This is a genomic window from Streptomyces sp. NPDC045778 (assembly GCF_056431945.1).
The window spans coordinates 27,195-45,454 of record NZ_JBWKJZ010000050.1 but is presented as its reverse complement, the minus strand read 5'-3'; the positions used below and the strand labels follow the sequence as shown (position 1 = coordinate 45,454).

The window sequence follows — 18,260 nt, the reverse complement described above, 5'->3', positions numbered from 1 at the left end:
CCTGGGTCTACCCCGGGCACGGCGACGACACGACGCTCGGCGCGGAGCGCCCGCACCTGCCGGAGTGGCGCGAGCGCGGCTGGTGACCGGGCGGGGGGGGGGGGGGGCCCCGGCCCCCCCCCCCCCCCCCCCCCCCCCCCCCCCCCAACCCCCCCCCACCCCCCCCCCCCCCCCACCCCCCCCCCCCCCCCCCCCCCCCCCGGGGGGCGCCCTCGGCTCAGAAAAGGGGGCGGATCAGCCCTGCTTCTGCTGCTTGCGGGACTTGTCACCCACCATGACCAGGCCCGCGATCACCAGGAAGAGGACGATCGGTGCCGCGACGTACAGCCCGAGCGTCTCGGCGACGCTCAGCTTGGGAGCCGGGTCGTCGCCGTCGTCGCGGGTGAGCGCGAGCGCGGGGGACGACATGAGCAGCATCATCAGCGTCGTACCGGTGGCAACGGCACCGGCGCGCAGGGCGTTCTTCTTGTCCACGATGCCAAACTAGCGAACGGCTCCGCGGGCCGCGCGCCCGGGGTGCCATCAGGGGACGGTGCCCGGGCCCCGGCGGGCCCGGTCCGCGCGGAACTCCCGGAACTCCCGGAACACGTCGAGCAGCCCGTGCAGGCGCGGCGACGCCGTCAGGTCCTCCAGGGACACCGGGCGGCCGTCGGCGTCGGCGATGGGCAGGCGCCAGTTCGGATACGCGTCCAGGGTGCCCGGCAGGTTCTGCGGACGGCGGTCGCCGACCGTGTCCGGCAGCCAGACCCCGACGAGCCGGGCCGGGGTCGCGAGCAGCAGCCGGTGCAGCGCGCGCACCTCGTCCTCCTCGTGCCCGGCGCCGCAGGGCAGCAGCCCGAGCCGGGAGGCGAGCGCCAGCCATTCGCGTACGTCGGCCGCGGCCTCGGCCCGCTCCGCGGCCAGCGGGCGGGTCAGCAGGCCGAGGTCGTGGCGGAGCCCGACGTGCTCGCCGGTGACGCGGGCGGCCGTGGAGGGCAGGTCGTGGGTGGTGGCGGTGGCGAGACAGTCCGCGCGCCAGTCCCCGGGCGGCAGCACCTCGCCCGTACGGGCCCAGTCCCGTTCGAACCACAGGACCGACGTGCCAAGGACCCCGCGCTCGCGCAGCGTCTCCCGCACGCCCGGCTCGACGGTGCCGAGGTCCTCGCCGATCACGAGCGCGTCCGCGCGGTGCGCCTCCAGGACGAGGGCGGCGAGCATCGCTTCGGCGTCGTAACGCACGTACGTGCCCTCCGTGGGCGGGCGGCCCGCGGGCACCCACCACAGCCGGAACAGGCCCATCACGTGGTCGATGCGCACCGCGCCCGCGTGCCGCAGCGCCGCGCGCAGGAGTTCGCGGAACGGCGCGTACCCGGACTCGGCGAGCCGGTCGGGCCGCCACGGGGGCAGGTTCCAGTCCTGGCCGCGCGCGTTGAAGGCGTCCGGGGGCGCGCCCGCCGACATGCCCGCCGCGAAGCAGCGGCGCTGCGCCCAGGCGTCGGCGCCGTCCGGGTGCACGCCCACCGCCAGGTCGTGGACGAGTCCGATGCCCATGCCCGCGACCCGCGCGGCCCGCTGCGCGGCGGCCAGTTGCTCGTCGACGTACCAGGCGAGGCGCTCGTGGAAGTCGACGCGGCCCATCAACTCGGTGCGGGCGCGGGCGGTTTCGCGGCTGTCCGGGTCGCGCAGGGGCACGGGCCAGGCGTGCCAGTCGGGTCCGTGCCGCTCGGCGAGCGCGTACCAGGTGGCGTGCGCCTCCAGGGCCGCGCCGCGCTCGGCGAGGAAGTCGCTGTACGCGGCGCAGCGGCCGGGCCCGAGCGGCACCCGCGCGGCCAGTTCGAGCGCCTCGGCCTTGGCCGCCCACACGGCGTCGCGGTCGATCAGCGCGCCGTCCCGCAGCACCGCTCGGCGCAGTGCGTCGCCGCGTTCGAGGAGGGCGCTCGCCCGCTGCCGGGCCGCGCCGCGCAGCCGCGCGAACTCCGGTACGTCCTCCACCCGCAGATGGACGGGGTCGGGGAAGCGGCGCGACGACGGCCGGTACGGGGAGGGGTCGCTGCTGCCGCCGGGCGGCGCGGGCACCGCCGCGTGCAACGGGTTCACCTGGACGAAGCCCGCGCCCACCGAGCGCCCCGCCCACGCGGCGAGATCCGCCAGGTCACCCAGGTCACCCATGCCCCAGGAGCGGCGGCTCAGGAGCGAGTACAGCTGGACGAGGAACCCGTACGCCCGCGCGCGCGGCTCCGGCGCGCGGCCCGGGGCGACGAGGAGATGGGCTTCGGCGACGACCCCGTCCGGGGTGGTGGCGCGCAGCCGGTGGGCGCCCAGCGGGAGGGGCGGGGGCGGCGAAGGCGTGTCCCAGGTGAGGGTGGAGCCCTGCTCGGTGCGCAGGTCGATGCGGGTGCGGGCGGGGAGCGCGCGGAGGGGCTCGGGGCGGGGCTCGGGGCGGGAGTCGGGGAGGGCGCCCGCCTTCGGCTTGTCCTCCTGGCGGCCTTCCGGTCGCGGTAACTCCTCCTGACGGCCTTCCGGTTCGAGCCAGTGGACCAGGGTCGGGGGCAACAGCCTTTCCCGCAGGGCCCGTTCGCGCGCGTCGAGGGCCGCTGCCACCGCGTCCGGCGTACTCGCGTCGACGTCGAGTGCGGCGAGCGCGGCGACGACCGCGGCCTCACAGGCCTGGACCGTGCGGCCCGGGGACGGGGAGTAGGAGGTGGCCACGCCGTGCAGGGCGGCGAGCCGGGTCAGGGTCACCCGTGGCCCTTAGATCCCGGCCGGGTCCAGGCCCGCGGCCGTGCCCGTGGAGGTCGGCTCGCTGGTGAGGGGCGCGGCGTCGGTGAGCGGCGGCTCACTGGTCAGCGGCGCGGCGTCGGCGAGCGGGGGCTCGCTGGTCAGGGGCGGCTCCAGGCAGCCGAGGGAGCCGGATCCTTCGAGCCCTGAGTCCGGGTGCGAGACCTCCAGGGGGAGGCCGGACGGGAGAAGATTCGCCGAAGGGGGCACAGAACGCTCCTTGTTTCGCGGGTGGGCGCGGATGCGCGTGGGATTTCGCGGGCTTCGGTTCCCGGGGGCATACCCACTGCGGCGGACCGCAGACGCAAACGACCCGCGAAGGTGACGCTGGTCACAGTCCCCCGGCCGGAGTTCGGGCGCGGGCCGGAGCCCTGGATCGGGGCGGGGCGGGCCGGGGGCGCCCGCGCGAGGGCCGGGCCCCGGCGTTGACACCCGCCCCGCCCCAATGGTGGGCTCAGTGCTCTACGTAATCACGCGTGCGACCAGAGTGACGAGGAGGGGGCCGTGCAACTGCGGGGCAGAAAGGGCGTGGCCGCCGTCGCCGCGGCCGTCATCGCGGGCACCCTGACCACCACCACCGCCCTCACGGAACCGGCCGTCGCCACCCCACCGCCCCCGGGCGACCCCCGTACGGAGCCCGAGCGGACGACGGACGGGCCCCCACAGGTGTGGCCCCGCCCCCACGAGCTGGTGCGCACGGCCACCGCCCCGGTCACCGTCGGCGACGCGGTCGCGCTGATCGCCGGGGACGCCGACCCGCACGCCCTGGACGCCCTGCGTACCCTCCTCAGGAGCGCGGGCGCGCGACAGATCACGGAGGCGCGCGACGGCTCCCCGCCCCCGCCCGGCCCCCACCTGGTGGTCCGCGCGGGAGGTGCCGGCGCGGACGACGCGCTGCGGGCGCTCGGCTCCCGGCCGCGCGCCGGCCTGTCGGCGGGGGGCTACCGCCTCGCGGTGGGCGAGGTCGCGGGCCGGGACACGGTGGCCCTGGACGGCGTCGGCCCGGACGGCCTCTTCCACGCGGTGCAGACGCTGCGGCAACTCCTGGACCCCCAAACCCGCCAGGTCCCCGGCGTCCGCGTCCGGGACTGGCCAGCGGCCCCGGTGCGCGGTCTGACGGAGGGCTTCTACGGCACGCCCTGGACACACCGGCAGCGCCTCGCCCAGCTGGACTTCCTGGGCCGCACGAAGCAGAACCGGTATCTGTACGCGCCGGGTGGCGACCTGTACCGCCAGGCCCGCTGGCGCGAGCCGTACCCGGCGGCGCGGCGCGCCGAGTTCCGCGCCCTCGCCGAGCGGGCCGCCCGCAACCACGTGACGCTCGCCTGGGCGGTCGCCCCCGGCCAGGGCATGTGCCTGTCGTCGCCGCGGGACGTGCGGGACCTGGCCCGCAAGGTGGACGCGATGTGGGCGCTCGGCTTCCGCGCCTTCCAGCTCCAGTTCCAGGACGTGAGCTACAGCGAGTGGCACTGCGACGAGGACGCGGCGGCCTTCGGGTCAGGGCCCCGGGCGGCGGCGCGGGCCCAGGCCAGGGTCGCGGGCGCCCTGGCCCGGCACCTCGCCGCTCGGCACCCGGGCGCGCCGCCCCTGTCCCTGATGCCGACCGAGTACTTCCAGGACGGCGCGACCGCCTACCGCCGGGCGCTCGCGCGCCACCTCGACGCGGGCGTCGAGGTGGCGTGGACGGGCGTGGGCGTCGTGCCGCGCACCATCACGGGCCGTGAACTGGCGGGCGCGCGCGAGGCGTTCGGCGCGCATCCGCTCGTGACGATGGACAACTACCCGGTGAACGACTTCGCGCGGGACCGCGTCTTCCTCGGCCCCTCCACGGGCCGCGAGCCCGCCGTGGCGCAGGGCTCCGCGGGCCTGCTCAACAACGCCATGGCGCAGCCCGCCGCGTCCCGCATCCCGCTGTTCACGGCCGCCGACTACGCGTGGAACCCGCGCGGCTACCGGCCCCACGCCTCCTGGCTCGCGGCGATCGACGACCTGGCGGGCGGCGACGAGCAGGCGCGCGCCGCGCTGCGGGCCCTCGCGGGGAACGCCGCCTCCTCCGTCCTCGCCGCCGAGGAGTCGGCCTGTCTGCGGCCCCTGCTGCGCGGCTTCTGGGCGGCCCGCGCGGCGCCGGGAGCGGCCGGAGCGGGGGCCGCGGCGCAGGCCCTGCGGTCCGCCTTCGGCGTCCTGCGCGCGGCGCCCGAGGGCCTCGCGGGCACGGAGGTGGAGCGTGAAGTGGCGCCCTGGACGGCGCAGTTGGCGCGCTACGGCGCCGCGGGCGAGGCGGCCGTCGAGATGCTGGGCGCGGCCGACCGCGGCGACGGGGCCACCGCCTGGCGCGCGGCCCGTGCGCTGCGCGGCCTCCGCGGCGAACTGCGGACCGGAGGCGTGACGGTCGGCGAGGGCGTCCTGGACCCCTTCCTGGACCGTGCCGAGCGGGCGTACGGGCAGTGGGCGGGGCTCGACGGCGAGCACGCGGCCGACGGGCCCGGCGCCCGCTGGGGGCGGGCCCGGCCGCTGGCCGCCGTGACGGCCCTGACGGACCCCGGCACCCGGGGAGTGGTGGAGGCGCACGTGCCGGGTGCGGGCTGGCGCCGTCTCACCGGGCTCTCCGCGTCCGGGTTCACCGAGGCACGGCCTGAGCCGGGGCCGCAGGCCGACGCCGTACGGGTCCTCGCGTCCGGCGGAACGGTCCGGCACCTGGCGCCCTGGTTCGCCGACGGCCCCGCGGTCCGCCTGACGCCGGGCCCCGCCGAGGTGGACGCGGAGATCGGCGGCGCCCCCGCGCGGCTGACGGCGAGGCTGCTCCCGCGCCGCCCCGGCGCCGTGCGCGGGCGGCTCGAAGCGCGGGCGCCCCGGGGCGTCCAGGTGCGTGTCCCGGAGACGACGGCGCTGCCGCGCGGCACCCAGGTCGAGGTGCCGCTGGACGTGACCGTCCCCGCGGGCACGCCGACGGGGACGTACGAGGTCACGGTGGCCTTCGCGGGCGAGACCCGGGCGGTGGCGGTGCGGGCCTTCCCCCGCACCGGGGGTCCGGACCTGGCGCGCCGCGGGCGGGCCTCGTCGTCGGGCGACGAGACGGCGGACTTCCCGGCCGCGGCCGCGCTCGACGGCGACGCCGCCACCCGCTGGTCCTCGCCCGCCGATGACGCCGCCTGGTGGCAGCTGGAGCTGGCCGAGCCGGTGCGGCTCGGCCGGGTGGTGCTGCGCTGGCAGGACGCGTACGCCGCCGCGTACCGGATCCAGACGTCCGCCGACGGCAGGACCTGGCGCACGGCCGCCACCGTGCGAAGCGGGCGCGGCGGGCGCGAGTCGATCCGCATGGACGCGCCGGGCACCCGCTTCGTCCGGGTGCGGGGCGACCGGCGGGCGACGCGCTTCGGCTACTCGCTGTGGTCGGTGGAGGCCTACGCCGTGGCCGGAGCGGCGGGGCCCGCCGGGACGGGCTGAGGCCGGACCCCGGTCCCGTACGTCCGTGTCGTCTCCGGCCCCGTACGTCCGTGTCGTCTCCACGACGCCGCGCATCCTGGCCGTGCGGCGTCGTGGGGACGACGGCCGGGCGACGACGAAGGCCCGGATCGATCCGGTCCCCTAGGCGGAGATGCCGTCGATCCGGGCCATCGCGTCGTCCGCGCCGAACGGCTGCAAGTACGGCAGCCAGCGCGGGTCCCTATGCCCGGTGCCGATGATGCGCCAGGCCAGGCCCGTGGGCGGGGCGGGCTTGTGGCGCAGGCGCCAGCCCAGCTCCAGCAGGTGCCGGTCGGCCTTCACGTGGTTGCAGCGGCGGCAGGACGCCACCACGTTGTCCCAGGCGTGCTGGCCGCCGCGGCTGCGCGGAACGACGTGGTCGACGCTGGTTGCGACGCCACCGCAGTACATGCACCGGCCGCCGTCACGGGCGAACAGCGCACGTCGCGTCAGAGGAACGGGCCCCCGGTAGGGGACCCGCACGAACCGCTTCAGCCGGACCACGCTGGGTGCGGGGATGGTGCGGGTCGCGCTGTGCATGAAGGCGCCGGACTCCTCGAGGCAGAGTGCCTTGTTCTCCAGGACGAGGACGAGCGCGCGGCGGAGCGGTACGACGCCAAGGGGCTCGTACGACGCGTTGAGGACCAGGACATGCGGCACGGAGGCCTCCTTGTACGCCGGCGGCGCGTGGCTCGCGCCGGGACGATCTGTGGACCAGTTTCCCCTCATGCCTGGTCGTAGCGCCACCATGTGCCGGTAACGGCCTTGAAGTGTTTTCAACCACACCCCGCGGGACCCGCTGATGACACGTGCCCCCACCCGTGACCAGCCGCTGGTCACCGGGTGATCACGCGATCGCCTTCGAACATGACAACGATCCCCACACAATGCCCCGTTAGTGTGGTGGGTCTGCCCGGCGCATCTCCTGGGCAGACCGCTATGCCTGGAGGTACCCGCCGTGTTCCTGTCCGTGCTCTCGGCCGCCGGGACGGACCCGGACCCGACGAAGTCACCGGAACCCGTGACGCTCGACGACGCCCACGAGAGCGCCCAGAACGCCGCGAGCTGGGTCGAGGAGAACTGGTCGACGTGGCTCGCGATCGGCCTGCGCATCCTGCTGATCGTCGTGATCGCGATGGTCCTCAGAGTGCTCGTGCGGCGCACCATCACCAAGTTCATAGACCGGATGAACCGCACGGCGCAGGCCGTGGACGGCACCGCGCTCGGCGGGCTCCTGGTCAATGTGGAGCGGCGGCGGCAGCGCTCGCAGGCCATCGGGTCCGTGCTGCGCTCGGTGGCGTCGTTCCTGATCCTCGGCACGGCCGCCCTCATGGTGCTCAGCACCTTCGAGATCAACCTCGCGCCGCTGCTCGCCTCGGCCGGTGTGGCCGGTGTCGCGATCGGCTTCGGCGCGCGCAACCTGGTCACCGACTTCCTCTCCGGCGTCTTCATGATCCTGGAGGACCAGTACGGCGTGGGTGACTCCATCGACGCCGGGGTGGCCTCCGGCGAGGTCATCGAGGTGGGCCTGCGCGTCACCAAGCTGCGCGGCGACGACGGTGAGATCTGGTACGTGCGCAACGGCGAGGTCAAGCGCATCGGCAACCTCTCCCAGGGCTGGTCGACGGCCGGGGTCGACGTGACCGTGCGCCCCGACGAGGACCTGGACAAGATCAAGCGGGTGCTCGGCGAGGTCGGCGAGCGCATCGGCAAGGACGAGCCCTGGAACGAGCAGCTGTGGGGCCCGGTCGAGGTGCTCGGCCTGGACAGCGTGCTGCTCGACCAGATGGTGGTGCGCGTCTCGGCGAAGACGATGCCGGGCAAGTCGCTCGGCGTGGAGCGCGAGCTGCGCTGGCGCATCAAGCGGGCCTTCGACGCGGCGGGCATCCGCATCGTGGGCGGCCTGCCGCTCGCGCCGGAGCAGGCGCCTGCCGCCGACCCGACGGCGGGCATGGCGGCGCCGTCCGCCTACGCCTCGGCGACGTCCCCGCAGTCCCTCACGGCCTCGCCGATACCGCCGCCGAACCTGTCGAAGTAGCCGACGGGCCCTGCCGGTCGACTGTTTTCGGACACCTGTCGCAGAGCCTTTTCACCGCCCTTGGGGGCGCCCGGCACCGACCGGGCGCCCCCTTCGGCGTATCCGGCCCGCATGAGCGCCCCCGGGGTTCCTCCGCAGATAACGACTTGGTTGCCCCCGCGCCGCCCACTCTTGACGGGTCCTTCACGGCGGCTTACGTTCCTCGCAACCAATAGGAAGCCTTCCTAACAGTGCTGTGAGGAAGGCGGGCCGCCGAAGGGCAGGTGTCGTAAGCGATGGCCGGAACCACCCCGTCCAACGGGTCGCCCGGTGTGCCGGGCACGCCCCGTGTGCTCCGCGCCATGAACGACCGCGCCGCGCTCGACCTGCTCGCCGCCCACGGACCGCTCACCCGCACCCGCATCGGCGAGCTGACCGGCCTGTCCAAGCCCACCACCTCACAGCTGCTCAGCCGCCTGGAGAGCGCGGGCCTCGTCCGCACCACCGGCCGCCAGAGCGGCCGGCCAGGACCGAACGCCGTCCTGTACGAGATCGACCCCGCCCTCGGCGGCGTCGCCGCCCTGTCCGCCGACCCCACCGGGCTCACCGCCCTGGTCGCCGACCTCACCGGGCGCGAGGTGGGCCGCTTCCGCATCGAGGCCGACGCCGTCGCGGAGGACGTGCGCCACCGCACCGCCCAGCTCGTCGTCGAGGCCGTGGACGGCGCCCTCGACCGGGCCGGGCTCGGCCACGACGACCTGCGCGCCACCGTCATCGGCACGCCCGGCGCCATCGACCCGCACGACGGCCGGCTCCGCTACGCCCCGCACCTGCCCGGCTGGCACTCGCGCACCCTGCGCGCCGAACTGGCCGAGGTGCTCGGCACCCCGGTCACCATCGAGAACGACGTGAACCTCGCCGCCATCGCCGAGCAGTACGAGGGCGCCGCCCAGGACCACGACGACTTCGTGCTCGCCTGGCTGGACGAGGGCGTGGGCGCCGCGATCGTCCTCGGCGGCACCCTGCTGCGCGGCGCGACCGGCGGCGCGGGCGAGATCGGCTACATGCCCGTGCCGGGCGCCCCGCTCCTGCGCGGCCCCGAGCCGACGCCCGAGTCCTACCGCGGCGGCTTCGAGAGCCTCGTCTCCGCCTACGCGATCCGCAAGCGCACGGGGGCCGCGTCGCTCACCGACGCGCTCGCCGACCCCGCCGCGCGTGACGAGCTGGCCGGCCACATCGCCACCGGCCTCGCCGCGGTCGTGGCGGTGGTCGACCCCGAACTCGTCGTGCTGTCCGGCCAGGTCCCGCAGGCGGGCGGCGAGGCGCTGCTCCGGCGCGTCGAGGAGGAGCTGACGGGCCTCGCCCTGCCGCGCCCGCTCCTGCGCGTCAGCGAGCTGGACGGCGACCCGATCCTCACCGGCGCCCTGCGCACGGCCCTCACCCAGGCCCGGGACACGCTCTTCGACACGGCCTGAGCCACACCCCCCTTCCCTTCCTCCCCTCCCCTCTCCCGCTCCCTCCCGCAAAGGAAGTCCGCCATGCCGCGATGGCGCATACGCGCACGCGTGCCGGTCGTGCTCGCCGCCGCCGGACTGCTCCTGTCCGGCTGCGCCAACCCGAGCACCGGCAGCGACGACGACGATCCGACCAAACCCGTGACGCTGAAGTTCTGGCACGGCTGGTCGGCGCCCGGCGAGGTCAAGGCGATCAACGAGAGCATCGACCGGTTCGAGAAGCTGCACCCGAACATCAAGGTCAAGGCCACCCTCAACGTCACCGACGCCACGATCAACCAGGCCCTGCGCGCGGGCGGCGGCGAGGCCCCCGACGTGGTGTCGTCGTTCACCACCAACAACGTGGGCCAGTACTGCGATTCGGGCATGTGGGTCGACCTCGACCCGTTCATGAAGAAGACCGGGCTCGACAAGAAGAAGACCTTCCCCCAGACCCTGCTCGACTACACGAGCTACCAGGGAAACCAGTGCGCGCTCCCGCTCCTCGCGGACGCGTTCGGCATGTACTACAACAAGGACCTCTTCGAGGAGGCGGGCATCAAGCGCCCGCCGCGCACCATGTCGGAGCTGAAGGCCGCGGCGAAGAAACTCACCGTGCGCAGCGGCAAGGACTCGTACGAGCGGGTCGGCTACATGCCCAACTTCCGGCTCTACCAGGGCAGCCCCGACCGCCTCTTCGCGCAGTGGGGCCCGCGCTACTTCGACGCCGACGGAAAGTCGCGGCTGGCGAAGGAACCCGCCTCGTACGACTACTTCAAGACGACGAACGCGTTGATCGACGCGCAGGGCGGCTTCGACGACCTGGAGAAGTTCCGCCTGACCTTCGGCGACGAGATGTCCGGCCAGAACGCCTTCCTCACCCAGAAGCTCGCCATGGTCCTGGACGGCGAGTGGCGCGGCCTGATGCTGAAGGACGCCAAGGCGAAGTTCAACTGGGACGTCGCGCCCCTTCCGGTGCCCGACGACCAGGAGGACCGCTACGGCCGGGGCTTCGTCACCGGCACCGTCGCGGGCATCGCGCACAGCAGCAAGCACCAGAACGCGGCCTGGGAGCTGGTCAGGTTCCTGACGGCCGACACCGACCAGGTCGTGAGGTTCGCCAACGCGATCCACAACGTGCCGTCCACGTACGCGGCCCTCAAGTCACCGAAGCTGGACGCCGATCCTAGGTTCCGCACCTTCTTCAAGATCCTTGAGAACAAGCACAGCCAGGCGCTGCCGCCCACCACCAACGGCAACGCGTACGTCGTCTCGCTCGCGGACTACGCGTACTCCGTGGAAGCCGGACGCGCGAAGGACCTGCGCGAGGGCCTGAAGAAGCTCGACGACCAGATCGACGCCGACAACCTCCAGTCGGAGAACTGAGGAGGGCCCGCCATGGCAACACTCTCACCCCCGACGCGCCGCAGACTGCGCGTGCTCGGCTTCCTCTCCCCCTGGCTGATCGGCTTCAGCGTCTTCTTCGCGTACCCGCTGATCGCCACCGTCTACTTCTCGTTCATGCACTACAACCAGATCAAGGAGCCCACGTTCGTGGGCCTGAAGAACTGGCGGTACGTGTTCGAGCAGATGCCGCTCTTCGGGCCCGCCCTGTGGAACACGCTGTGGCTGGTCGTCGTGATGGTGGCCCTGCGCGTGCTCTTCGGGCTCTCGCTCGGGCTGCTCGTGACGAAGATCAAGAGCGGGGTCGGGTTCTTCCGCACCGCGTTCTACATCCCCTACCTGGCCCCGCCCGTCGCGGCCACGGTCGCCTTCGTCTTCCTGCTCAACCCCGGCTCGGGCCCGGTCAACGAGATCCTCTCCAAGGTCGGCATCGACGCGCCCACCTGGTTCAACGACCCGAACTGGGCCAAGCCGTCGCTCGTGATGCTCTCCCTGTGGGGCATCGGCGACCTCATGGTGATCTTCATGGCGGCGCTGCTCGACGTCCCCAAGGAGCAGTACGAGGCCGCCGACCTTGACGGCGCGGGCGCCTGGGCGAAGTTCCGGTACGTCACCTGGCCGTCGATCACACCCATCGTGATGTTCGCCGTGGTCACCGGGATCGTGCAGACCATGCAGTACTACACGCAGGCCCTGGTCGCGGGGAAGGTCGCCTCCGGCGTCAACATCGGCCCCGGCTCGGTCATCCAGCCCGGCTACCCCGACCACTCGACGCTCACGGTCCCGCAGCTCGTCTACTCGATGGGCTTCCAGAACTTCAACACCGGTGCGGCGTGCGTGCTCTCGCTCGTGCTCTTCGCCATCGCCATGGCCGCGACCCTGCTGCTCATGCGCAAGCGCTCGGGCCTGCTCTCGGCGGAGGACTGATCCCCATGACTTCCACGACACTCAGCGCGCCCGCCGCGCAGTCCGCCACGGCACCCGCGCGGCCCCACGGCCCGGAGGCCGCCCGCGCCCGCCGCAAGCGGATACTCCACTGGATCGCCGTGCACAGCGTCGCGATAGCCGTGGCCCTGCTCTTCGTCCTGCCCTTCGTCTTCGTCTTCCTGACATCCGTGATGAGCGACGAGCAGGCCATGAGCGGTGACCTGTGGCCGTCCTCCTGGCACTGGGAGAACTACAGGACCGTCTTCGAGACCGACGGCTTCCTCACCTGGTGGCGCAACTCCCTGATGTACGCGGGCCTCGGCACCCTCTTCACCGTGTGCTCCGCGATCCCCGTCGCGTACGCGCTCGCCAAGTTCCGCTTCCGCGGCCGCCGCACCGCGATGCTGCTCGTCATCTCCACGATGATGCTGCCGCCGCAGGTCATCGTGATCCCGATGTACCTGGTGTGGGCCCAGCAGTTCCACCTGTCCGGCACGCTGTGGCCGCTGATCATCCCGATGGCGTTCGGCGACGCGTACTCGATCTTCCTGCTCCGGCAGTTCCTCCTGACCATCCCCAAGGAGTACATCGAGTCGGCGCGCGTCGACGGCTGCGGCGAGTTCCGTACGCTCCTCACGATCATCGTGCCGATGGCCAAGCCCGGCATCGCCGCGATCGCGCTCTTCCAGTTCTTCTACTGCTGGAACGACTACTTCGGCCCGCAGATCTACGCGGCCCAGGACCCGGGCTCCTGGACCCTCAGCTACGGCCTGGAGTCCTTCAAGAGCGCGCACATGGTGAACTGGAACATGACCATGGCGGCGACCCTCCTTGTCATGGCTCCGGTCATCGTCATCTTCTTCTTCGCACAAAAGGCCTTCGTGGAAGGCGTCACCCTCACCGGAGTAAAGGGCTGATTCAGCAATGAAGCTCGCAGTGGTCGGCGGAGGCTCGACCTACACACCCGAACTCATCGACGGCTTCGCCCGATTGAGGGACACCCTGCCGATCGAGGAACTCGTCCTCGTCGACCCGGCGGCGGAGCGCCTCGACCTCGTCGGCGGCCTCGCCCGGCGCATCTTCGCCAAGCAGGGCCACCCGGGCCGGATCGTCACCACCTCCGACGTGGACGCGGGCGTCGCCGACGCCGACGCGGTCCTGCTCCAGCTGCGCGTCGGCGGCCAGGCGGCCCGGCAGCAGGACGAGACCTGGCCCCTGGAGTGCGGCTGCGTCGGCCAGGAGACCACCGGCGCGGGCGGCCTCGCCAAGGCCCTGCGCACCGTCCCGGTCGTCCTCGACATCGCCGAGCGCGTCCGCCGCACCAACCCGAACGCCTGGATCATCGACTTCACCAACCCCGTCGGCATCGTCACCCGCGCGCTGCTCCAGGCCGGGCACAAGGCCGTCGGCCTGTGCAACGTGGCGATCGGCTTCCAGCGGAAGTTCGCCGCGCACCTGGGCGTGGACCCGGCGCGGGTGCACCTCGACCACGTGGGCCTCAACCACCTCACCTGGGAGCTGGGCGCCCGCCTCGGCGGCCCCGAGGGCGAGAACGTCCTGCCCGGCCTGCTCGCCGAGCACGGCGAGGCCGTCGCGGCCGACCTGCGCATGCCGCGGACCCTGGTGGACCGCCTGGGCGTCGTCCCGTCCTACTACCTGCGCTACTACTACCAGCACGACGAGGTCGTACGGGAGCTGGCCACCAAGCCCTCGCGGGCGGCCGAAGTGGCGGAGATGGAACGGCGGTTGCTGGCGATGTACGGCGACCCGGCGCTCGACGAGAAGCCGGAGCTGCTCGCCAAGCGCGGCGGCGCGTTCTACTCGGAGGCGGCCGTGGATCTCGCGGCGTCCCTCCTGGGCGGCGGGGGCAGCCCCTACCAGGTGGTCAACACCTACAACAACGGCACGCTCCCCTTCCTCCCCGACGACGCGGTCATCGAGGTCCAGGCCTCCGTCGGCAAGGAGGGCGCCACGCCGCTCGCCGTGCCCTCGCTCGACCCGCTCTTCTCCGGCCTGGTCGCGAGCGTCACGGCGTACGAGGACCTGGCGCTGCACGCGGCCCTGCACGGCGGCCGCGACCGCGTCTTCAAGGCGCTGCTCGCCCACCCCCTGATCGGCCAGTACGCGTACGCCGACCAGCTCACCGACAAGCTGATCGCGCACAACCGGGAGCACCTCGCGTGGGCGTGAGTTCCGTGCTCGCCATCGACGCGGGCAACAGCAAGACCGACGTCGCGGTGGTCGCGGCCGACGGCAGCGTCGTCGGCACGGCCCGCGGCGGCGGATTCCGGCCCCCGCAGGTCGGCGTCGAGCCGGCCGTGGACGTCCTCGCGGAGGCGGTGGGCCGGGCCCTGGAGGAGGCGGGCCTCACCTCCGTCGGCCATGTCTCGGCCTGCCTCGCCAACGCGGATCTCCCCGTCGAGGAGCGGGAGTTGACCGACGCCCTGCGCCGGCGCGGCTGGGGCGGGACCGTCGACGTGCGCAACGACACCTTCGCGGTGCTGCGCGCCGGCCTCGTCGAGGACGCGGAGCCGCGCGGTGTCGCCGTGGTGTGCGGCGCGGGCGTCAACTGCGTGGGCATGCTGCCCGACGGGCGCACCGCCCGCTTCCCCGCCATCGGCAAGATCTCCGGCGACTGGGGCGGGGGCGGCCACCTCGCGCAGGAGGCCCTGTGGCACGCGGCCCGCGCCGAGGACGGGCGCGGCGGGCCCACCGCGCTGATGCGTGACCTGCCCGCGCACTTCGGGCTCGACTCCATGTACGCGCTCATCGAGGCGCTGCACCTGGGGCGCATCGAGGCGGCGCGCCAGCACGAGCTGACGCCCGTCCTCTTCGCCGCCGCGGCGGCCGGGGACGCGGTCGCGGGGGCCCTTGTCGACCGCATGGCCGAGGAGGTCGTCGCCATGGCCACGGTGGCGCTCGCCCGCCTCGGCCTCCTGGAGGAGGAGGTGCCCGTGCTCCTCGGCGGCAGCGTCCTGGCCGCGCGGCACCGGCGCCTCGACGACGGGGTACGCCTGCGGCTCGCCGAGCGTGCCCCCAAGGCGGTGCCCCGCGTCGTCACCGAACGCCCCGTCCTGGGCGCGGCCCTCCTGGCCCTCGACACCATCGACTCCCCCCCAACCTCCCACCACCGCCTCCGCCACCACTACACCCGTTGACCCGCCGGGGCCCCGATCACCACCCCAGCTCAAAGAACCGCGCTAACGCGCTTGTCCTCAAACGCCGGACGGGCTGGGTACTAACCGCCCACGAAAGCAGACGCGCAAGCCGCTAGGCCGGGGCCCGGCCAGGTCACCGGGGTGGTAACGGGCGGGCGGGTGGGAGAAACCGCCGCGGCAGCGGCGGGACAGCCGAACGACGAACCGCAAGCCGCCAGGCCGGGGCCCGGCCAGGCCGCCGGGGTGGGAACGGGCGGGCGGGTGGGAGGAACCCGCCGCGGTAGCGGAGGGGGGCGGGAAGGGAACCGGACGGGAGTCGAGCGCGTGTTCCCAGGTGCACGGCCCACCGCATTCGCACAAGATCGGGCCAAGCCCCGTGCGCAACCCCGCCCCGCCGGAGATACTTGCGCCCGAGCACCACTTCCCGCCCAAGGCCCAGGGGCCAGGAAGAAGCGGCGGTGCCACGCCCATTGACCAAGGGGGAGGTCGAGGCCCAGGTGACACACCCGCCAGCAGCACCCGAGGCACACAAGGCGCCCAAGGCACCGATGGCACCCGAGGCCCCGCCCGCCGCGGCGCGCCCCGACCCCCTGCCCGGCCCCCCGCCCAAGGCCCCCGCGCGCGAGCCCGCCTGGGCGGAAGGCGTCAAGCGCCTGCGCAAGGCGGCCACCACGGAACCGGGCAGGCTCCGCGTCATCGGCGCGGTCCTGGCCGCCCTGGTCCTGGCGTTCGGCGCGGTCACCACGTGGGAGACGACGTCACGGGCGGACGCGGCGGACCGCGTCCTGCACCGCAGCCAGCCGCTGACCGCGGACGCCGCCGCGATCTACCGCTCCCTCGCGGACGCCAACACGGCCGCGTCCACCGGCTTCCTCGGCGGCGGCCAGGAGCCCGCGGACATAAGGGAGCGCTACCAGCGGGACATCGAGCGGGCCAGCGAGAAGCTGGCCACGGCCGCGGCGAACGCGGGCTCCGGCGGCAACGGCTCGTCGGCAGCGGCGATCAGCGCGCTCAACAAGCTGCTGCCCCGGTACGCGTCCCTGATCGAGCGGGCCCGCGCCAACAACCGCCAGGGCCTCCCCCTCGGCGGCGCCTATCTGCGGTACGCGAACGACACCATGCAGACCCGCATGCTCCCCGCCGCCGAGAAGCTCTACAAGGCCGAGAACGAGCGCCTGGACGACGACTACGCCGACGCCGAGCCCTACCCGTGGGCCGCCCTGTCCCTCGGCGCCCTCGCCCTGGCCGCGCTCGTATGGACGCAGCGCCGCAACTACCGCCGCACGAACCGGGTGTTCAACGCGGGCCTGCTGGCCGCCAGCACGGCCGCCGCCGTCGTCCTGCTGTGGCTCGTCGTCGGCCACACCGTGGCCCGCTCCGGCCTCACCACGTCGTACGACGACGGCGTACGGTCCCTGACGGTGCTCAACGACGCCCGGATCAGTTCCCTGAAGGCCCGGGGCAACGAGAACCTGACGCTGGTCAGCCGGGGCGCGGAGACGACCGAGGACGGCAAGGACAAGTTCGACACGGCCTACCAGCAGCAGATGAACCGCCTCGCGGGCGGCTCGGGCCTGCTCTCGCAGGCGACCCGGCTCGCCGACGACGACGCGGGGCAGCGCCCGGTCGCCGCAGCGGCGGACAACGTGACCGAGTGGAAGGCCCGGCACAAGTCGGCCCGCGCCAGCGACGACGCCGGCTACTACGAGGCCGCGCTCGACAAGGTCATCGGCTCCGAGGGGGCCAAGGGCGAGTCGACGGGTGAGTCCTTCGACAATGTGGACGCCGCCCTGGACGAGGCACTCGCGCACGAGCAGCGGGAGTTCCAGCGAGCCGCGGAGGACGGCAAGGGCGCGATGGCGGGCCTGCCCGTCGGCGCCGCCGTGCTCGCGGTCCTCGGCGCGGCGGGCGCGGTGCTCGGCATCGGCCGCAGGCTGTCGGAGTACCGGTGAACGGGGCAGGGGTGACGGGGTGAAGGGAGGCACGAGGACGATGCGTACGCGACGTGACGGAGCCCGGTGGCACGGCGGGGGCGTGGCGCGGCTGCGCGGCTGGGGAGGCGTGGCCATGATGGCGCTCGCCTGCCTCCTGGCAGGCGCCCTCGCCCTGGTCCTGCCCCGGCTCAGCGACGGCGGCGGCAACGGCGCGGCGGCGAAAGCGGGTTCGCGGGCCGCCGACCGGCTCACGCAGGCCGCGCCCGCGCGCGCCGACGAGAAGTGCAAGGAGCCCGAGCGCAGCCTGCGGCCCTCGCCCAAGGACGGCCCGGTGCTCGAAGCGATCAAGAAGCGCAAGGTCAGGAAGCTCGTCGTGGGCGTCGACCAGAACAGCTACCGCTGGGGCTACCGCGACCCGAACAAGAAGAAGGGCGAGCTGGAGGGCTTCGACATCGACCTCGCCCACGAGATCGCCGAACGCCTGCTCGGCAAACGGGACGCGGTGGTGTTCCGGGCCATCCCCACCAACCAGCGCATCCCCGCCCTCCAGAGCGGCCAGGTCGACATGGTGGTCCGCACCATGACCATCAACTGCACACGCATCGGACAAGTCGACTTCTCGACCGCCTACTTCGAGACCGGCCAGCAGGTGCTCGCTCCCAGGAAGTCCACCATCACCGGCTACAACGACACCCTCAAGGGCAAGCGCGTGTGCTCGGCGGCGGGCTCCACGGCGGAGACCGCCCTCAAGGAGAACAGCTTCGGTGCCGACATCAAGACCACGGTGCCGAACCAACTCGACTGCCTGGTACGGCTCCAGCTGGGCCAGGTGGACGCGGTCCTCACCGACGGCGCGCTCGCCGCCGGCCAGGCCGCCCAGGACCCGACGGTCGCGCTGAAGGGCCAGCCGTTCACCACCGAGTACTACGGCGTGGCGATGAAGAAGGGCGCCGACGACCTGGTGCGGCGGGTGAACGACGTCCTGGAGGACTACCGCGAGGACGGCTGGAAGAAGTCGTACGACACCTGGCTCGCCGACGACCTGAGGCGGTCGGCGCGCCCGCCGAAGCCGAAGTACAAGGACTGACCGCCCCCGAAGGAGGGCAGC

General features: G+C 73.6%; 14 protein-coding genes and 1 pseudogene. 11 read left to right on the top strand and 4 right to left on the bottom strand.

Annotation, left to right across the window (positions count from 1 at the left end):
• Positions 1-86, top strand: a pseudogene (locus AC07GB_RS37360) (MBL fold metallo-hydrolase); the annotation flags it as partial.
• 148 nt (positions 87-234) lie between these two features.
• Here the strand turns inward: AC07GB_RS37360 and AC07GB_RS37355 are convergent.
• The 3 genes from AC07GB_RS37355 to AC07GB_RS37345 are packed head-to-tail and all read right to left on the bottom strand — an operon-like array spanning position 235 to position 2,967.
• Entirely contained in the window at positions 235-474 is a 240-nt protein-coding gene (locus AC07GB_RS37355; RefSeq protein ID WP_138959772.1) for a hypothetical protein, read from the bottom strand.
• 48 nt (positions 475-522) lie between these two features.
• The gene (gene malQ, locus AC07GB_RS37350; protein WP_478853582.1) at positions 523-2,721 is read right to left on the bottom strand and encodes a 4-alpha-glucanotransferase; all 2,199 of its coding nucleotides are present in this window, start codon (positions 2,719-2,721) and stop codon (positions 523-525) included.
• A 9-nt stretch (positions 2,722-2,730) separates the two neighbouring features.
• On the bottom strand, positions 2,731-2,967 hold the full coding sequence (locus AC07GB_RS37345) for a hypothetical protein (RefSeq protein ID WP_478853580.1): 237 nt from the start codon (positions 2,965-2,967) through the stop codon (positions 2,731-2,733).
• A gap of 294 nt (positions 2,968-3,261) precedes the next feature.
• Here AC07GB_RS37345 and AC07GB_RS37340 point away from each other — a divergent pair, with 294 nt between their 5' ends.
• Positions 3,262-6,201: a beta-N-acetylglucosaminidase domain-containing protein gene (locus AC07GB_RS37340; protein ID WP_478853579.1), complete on the top strand. Its 2,940-nt coding sequence runs from the start codon at positions 3,262-3,264 to the stop codon at positions 6,199-6,201.
• 141 nt (positions 6,202-6,342) lie between these two features.
• Here AC07GB_RS37340 and AC07GB_RS37335 read toward each other — a convergent pair whose 3' ends face one another.
• Positions 6,343-6,879: an HNH endonuclease gene (locus AC07GB_RS37335; protein ID WP_478853577.1), complete on the bottom strand. Its 537-nt coding sequence runs from the start codon at positions 6,877-6,879 to the stop codon at positions 6,343-6,345.
• A gap of 298 nt (positions 6,880-7,177) precedes the next feature.
• Here AC07GB_RS37335 and AC07GB_RS37330 point away from each other — a divergent pair, with 298 nt between their 5' ends.
• The 9 genes from AC07GB_RS37330 to AC07GB_RS37290 all read left to right on the top strand — a co-directional run bounded on the left by AC07GB_RS37330 (position 7,178) and on the right by AC07GB_RS37290 (position 18,239).
• Positions 7,178-8,257, top strand: a complete 1,080-nt coding sequence (locus tag AC07GB_RS37330) for a mechanosensitive ion channel family protein (protein ID WP_478853575.1) — start codon at positions 7,178-7,180, stop codon at positions 8,255-8,257.
• A gap of 275 nt (positions 8,258-8,532) precedes the next feature.
• Positions 8,533-9,711: an ROK family transcriptional regulator gene (locus tag AC07GB_RS37325; RefSeq protein WP_478853573.1), complete on the top strand. Its 1,179-nt coding sequence runs from the start codon at positions 8,533-8,535 to the stop codon at positions 9,709-9,711.
• 63 nt (positions 9,712-9,774) lie between these two features.
• Entirely contained in the window at positions 9,775-11,115 is a 1,341-nt protein-coding gene (locus AC07GB_RS37320; protein ID WP_478853571.1) for an ABC transporter substrate-binding protein, read from the top strand.
• Between the two features lie 12 nt (positions 11,116-11,127).
• The gene (locus tag AC07GB_RS37315) at positions 11,128-12,060 is read left to right on the top strand and encodes a carbohydrate ABC transporter permease (RefSeq protein WP_478853569.1); all 933 of its coding nucleotides are present in this window, start codon (positions 11,128-11,130) and stop codon (positions 12,058-12,060) included.
• 5 nt (positions 12,061-12,065) lie between these two features.
• Entirely contained in the window at positions 12,066-12,977 is a 912-nt protein-coding gene (locus AC07GB_RS37310; RefSeq protein WP_478853567.1) for a carbohydrate ABC transporter permease, read from the top strand.
• A gap of 7 nt (positions 12,978-12,984) precedes the next feature.
• Positions 12,985-14,250 (top strand): 6-phospho-beta-glucosidase, encoded by a 1,266-nt coding sequence (locus tag AC07GB_RS37305; RefSeq protein WP_478853565.1) that lies wholly within the window; start codon positions 12,985-12,987, stop codon positions 14,248-14,250.
• Entirely contained in the window at positions 14,241-15,218 is a 978-nt protein-coding gene (locus tag AC07GB_RS37300) for an N-acetylglucosamine kinase (RefSeq protein WP_478853563.1), read from the top strand. The genes AC07GB_RS37305 and AC07GB_RS37300 overlap by 10 nt, the downstream gene beginning before the upstream one ends.
• Positions 15,219-15,715: 497 nt before the next feature.
• On the top strand, positions 15,716-17,170 hold the full coding sequence (locus AC07GB_RS37295; protein WP_478853588.1) for a hypothetical protein: 1,455 nt from the start codon (positions 15,716-15,718) through the stop codon (positions 17,168-17,170).
• A gap of 40 nt (positions 17,171-17,210) precedes the next feature.
• On the top strand, positions 17,211-18,239 hold the full coding sequence (locus AC07GB_RS37290) for a glutamate ABC transporter substrate-binding protein (protein WP_478853561.1): 1,029 nt from the start codon (positions 17,211-17,213) through the stop codon (positions 18,237-18,239).
• The last annotated feature ends 21 nt before the right edge of the window (positions 18,240-18,260 follow it).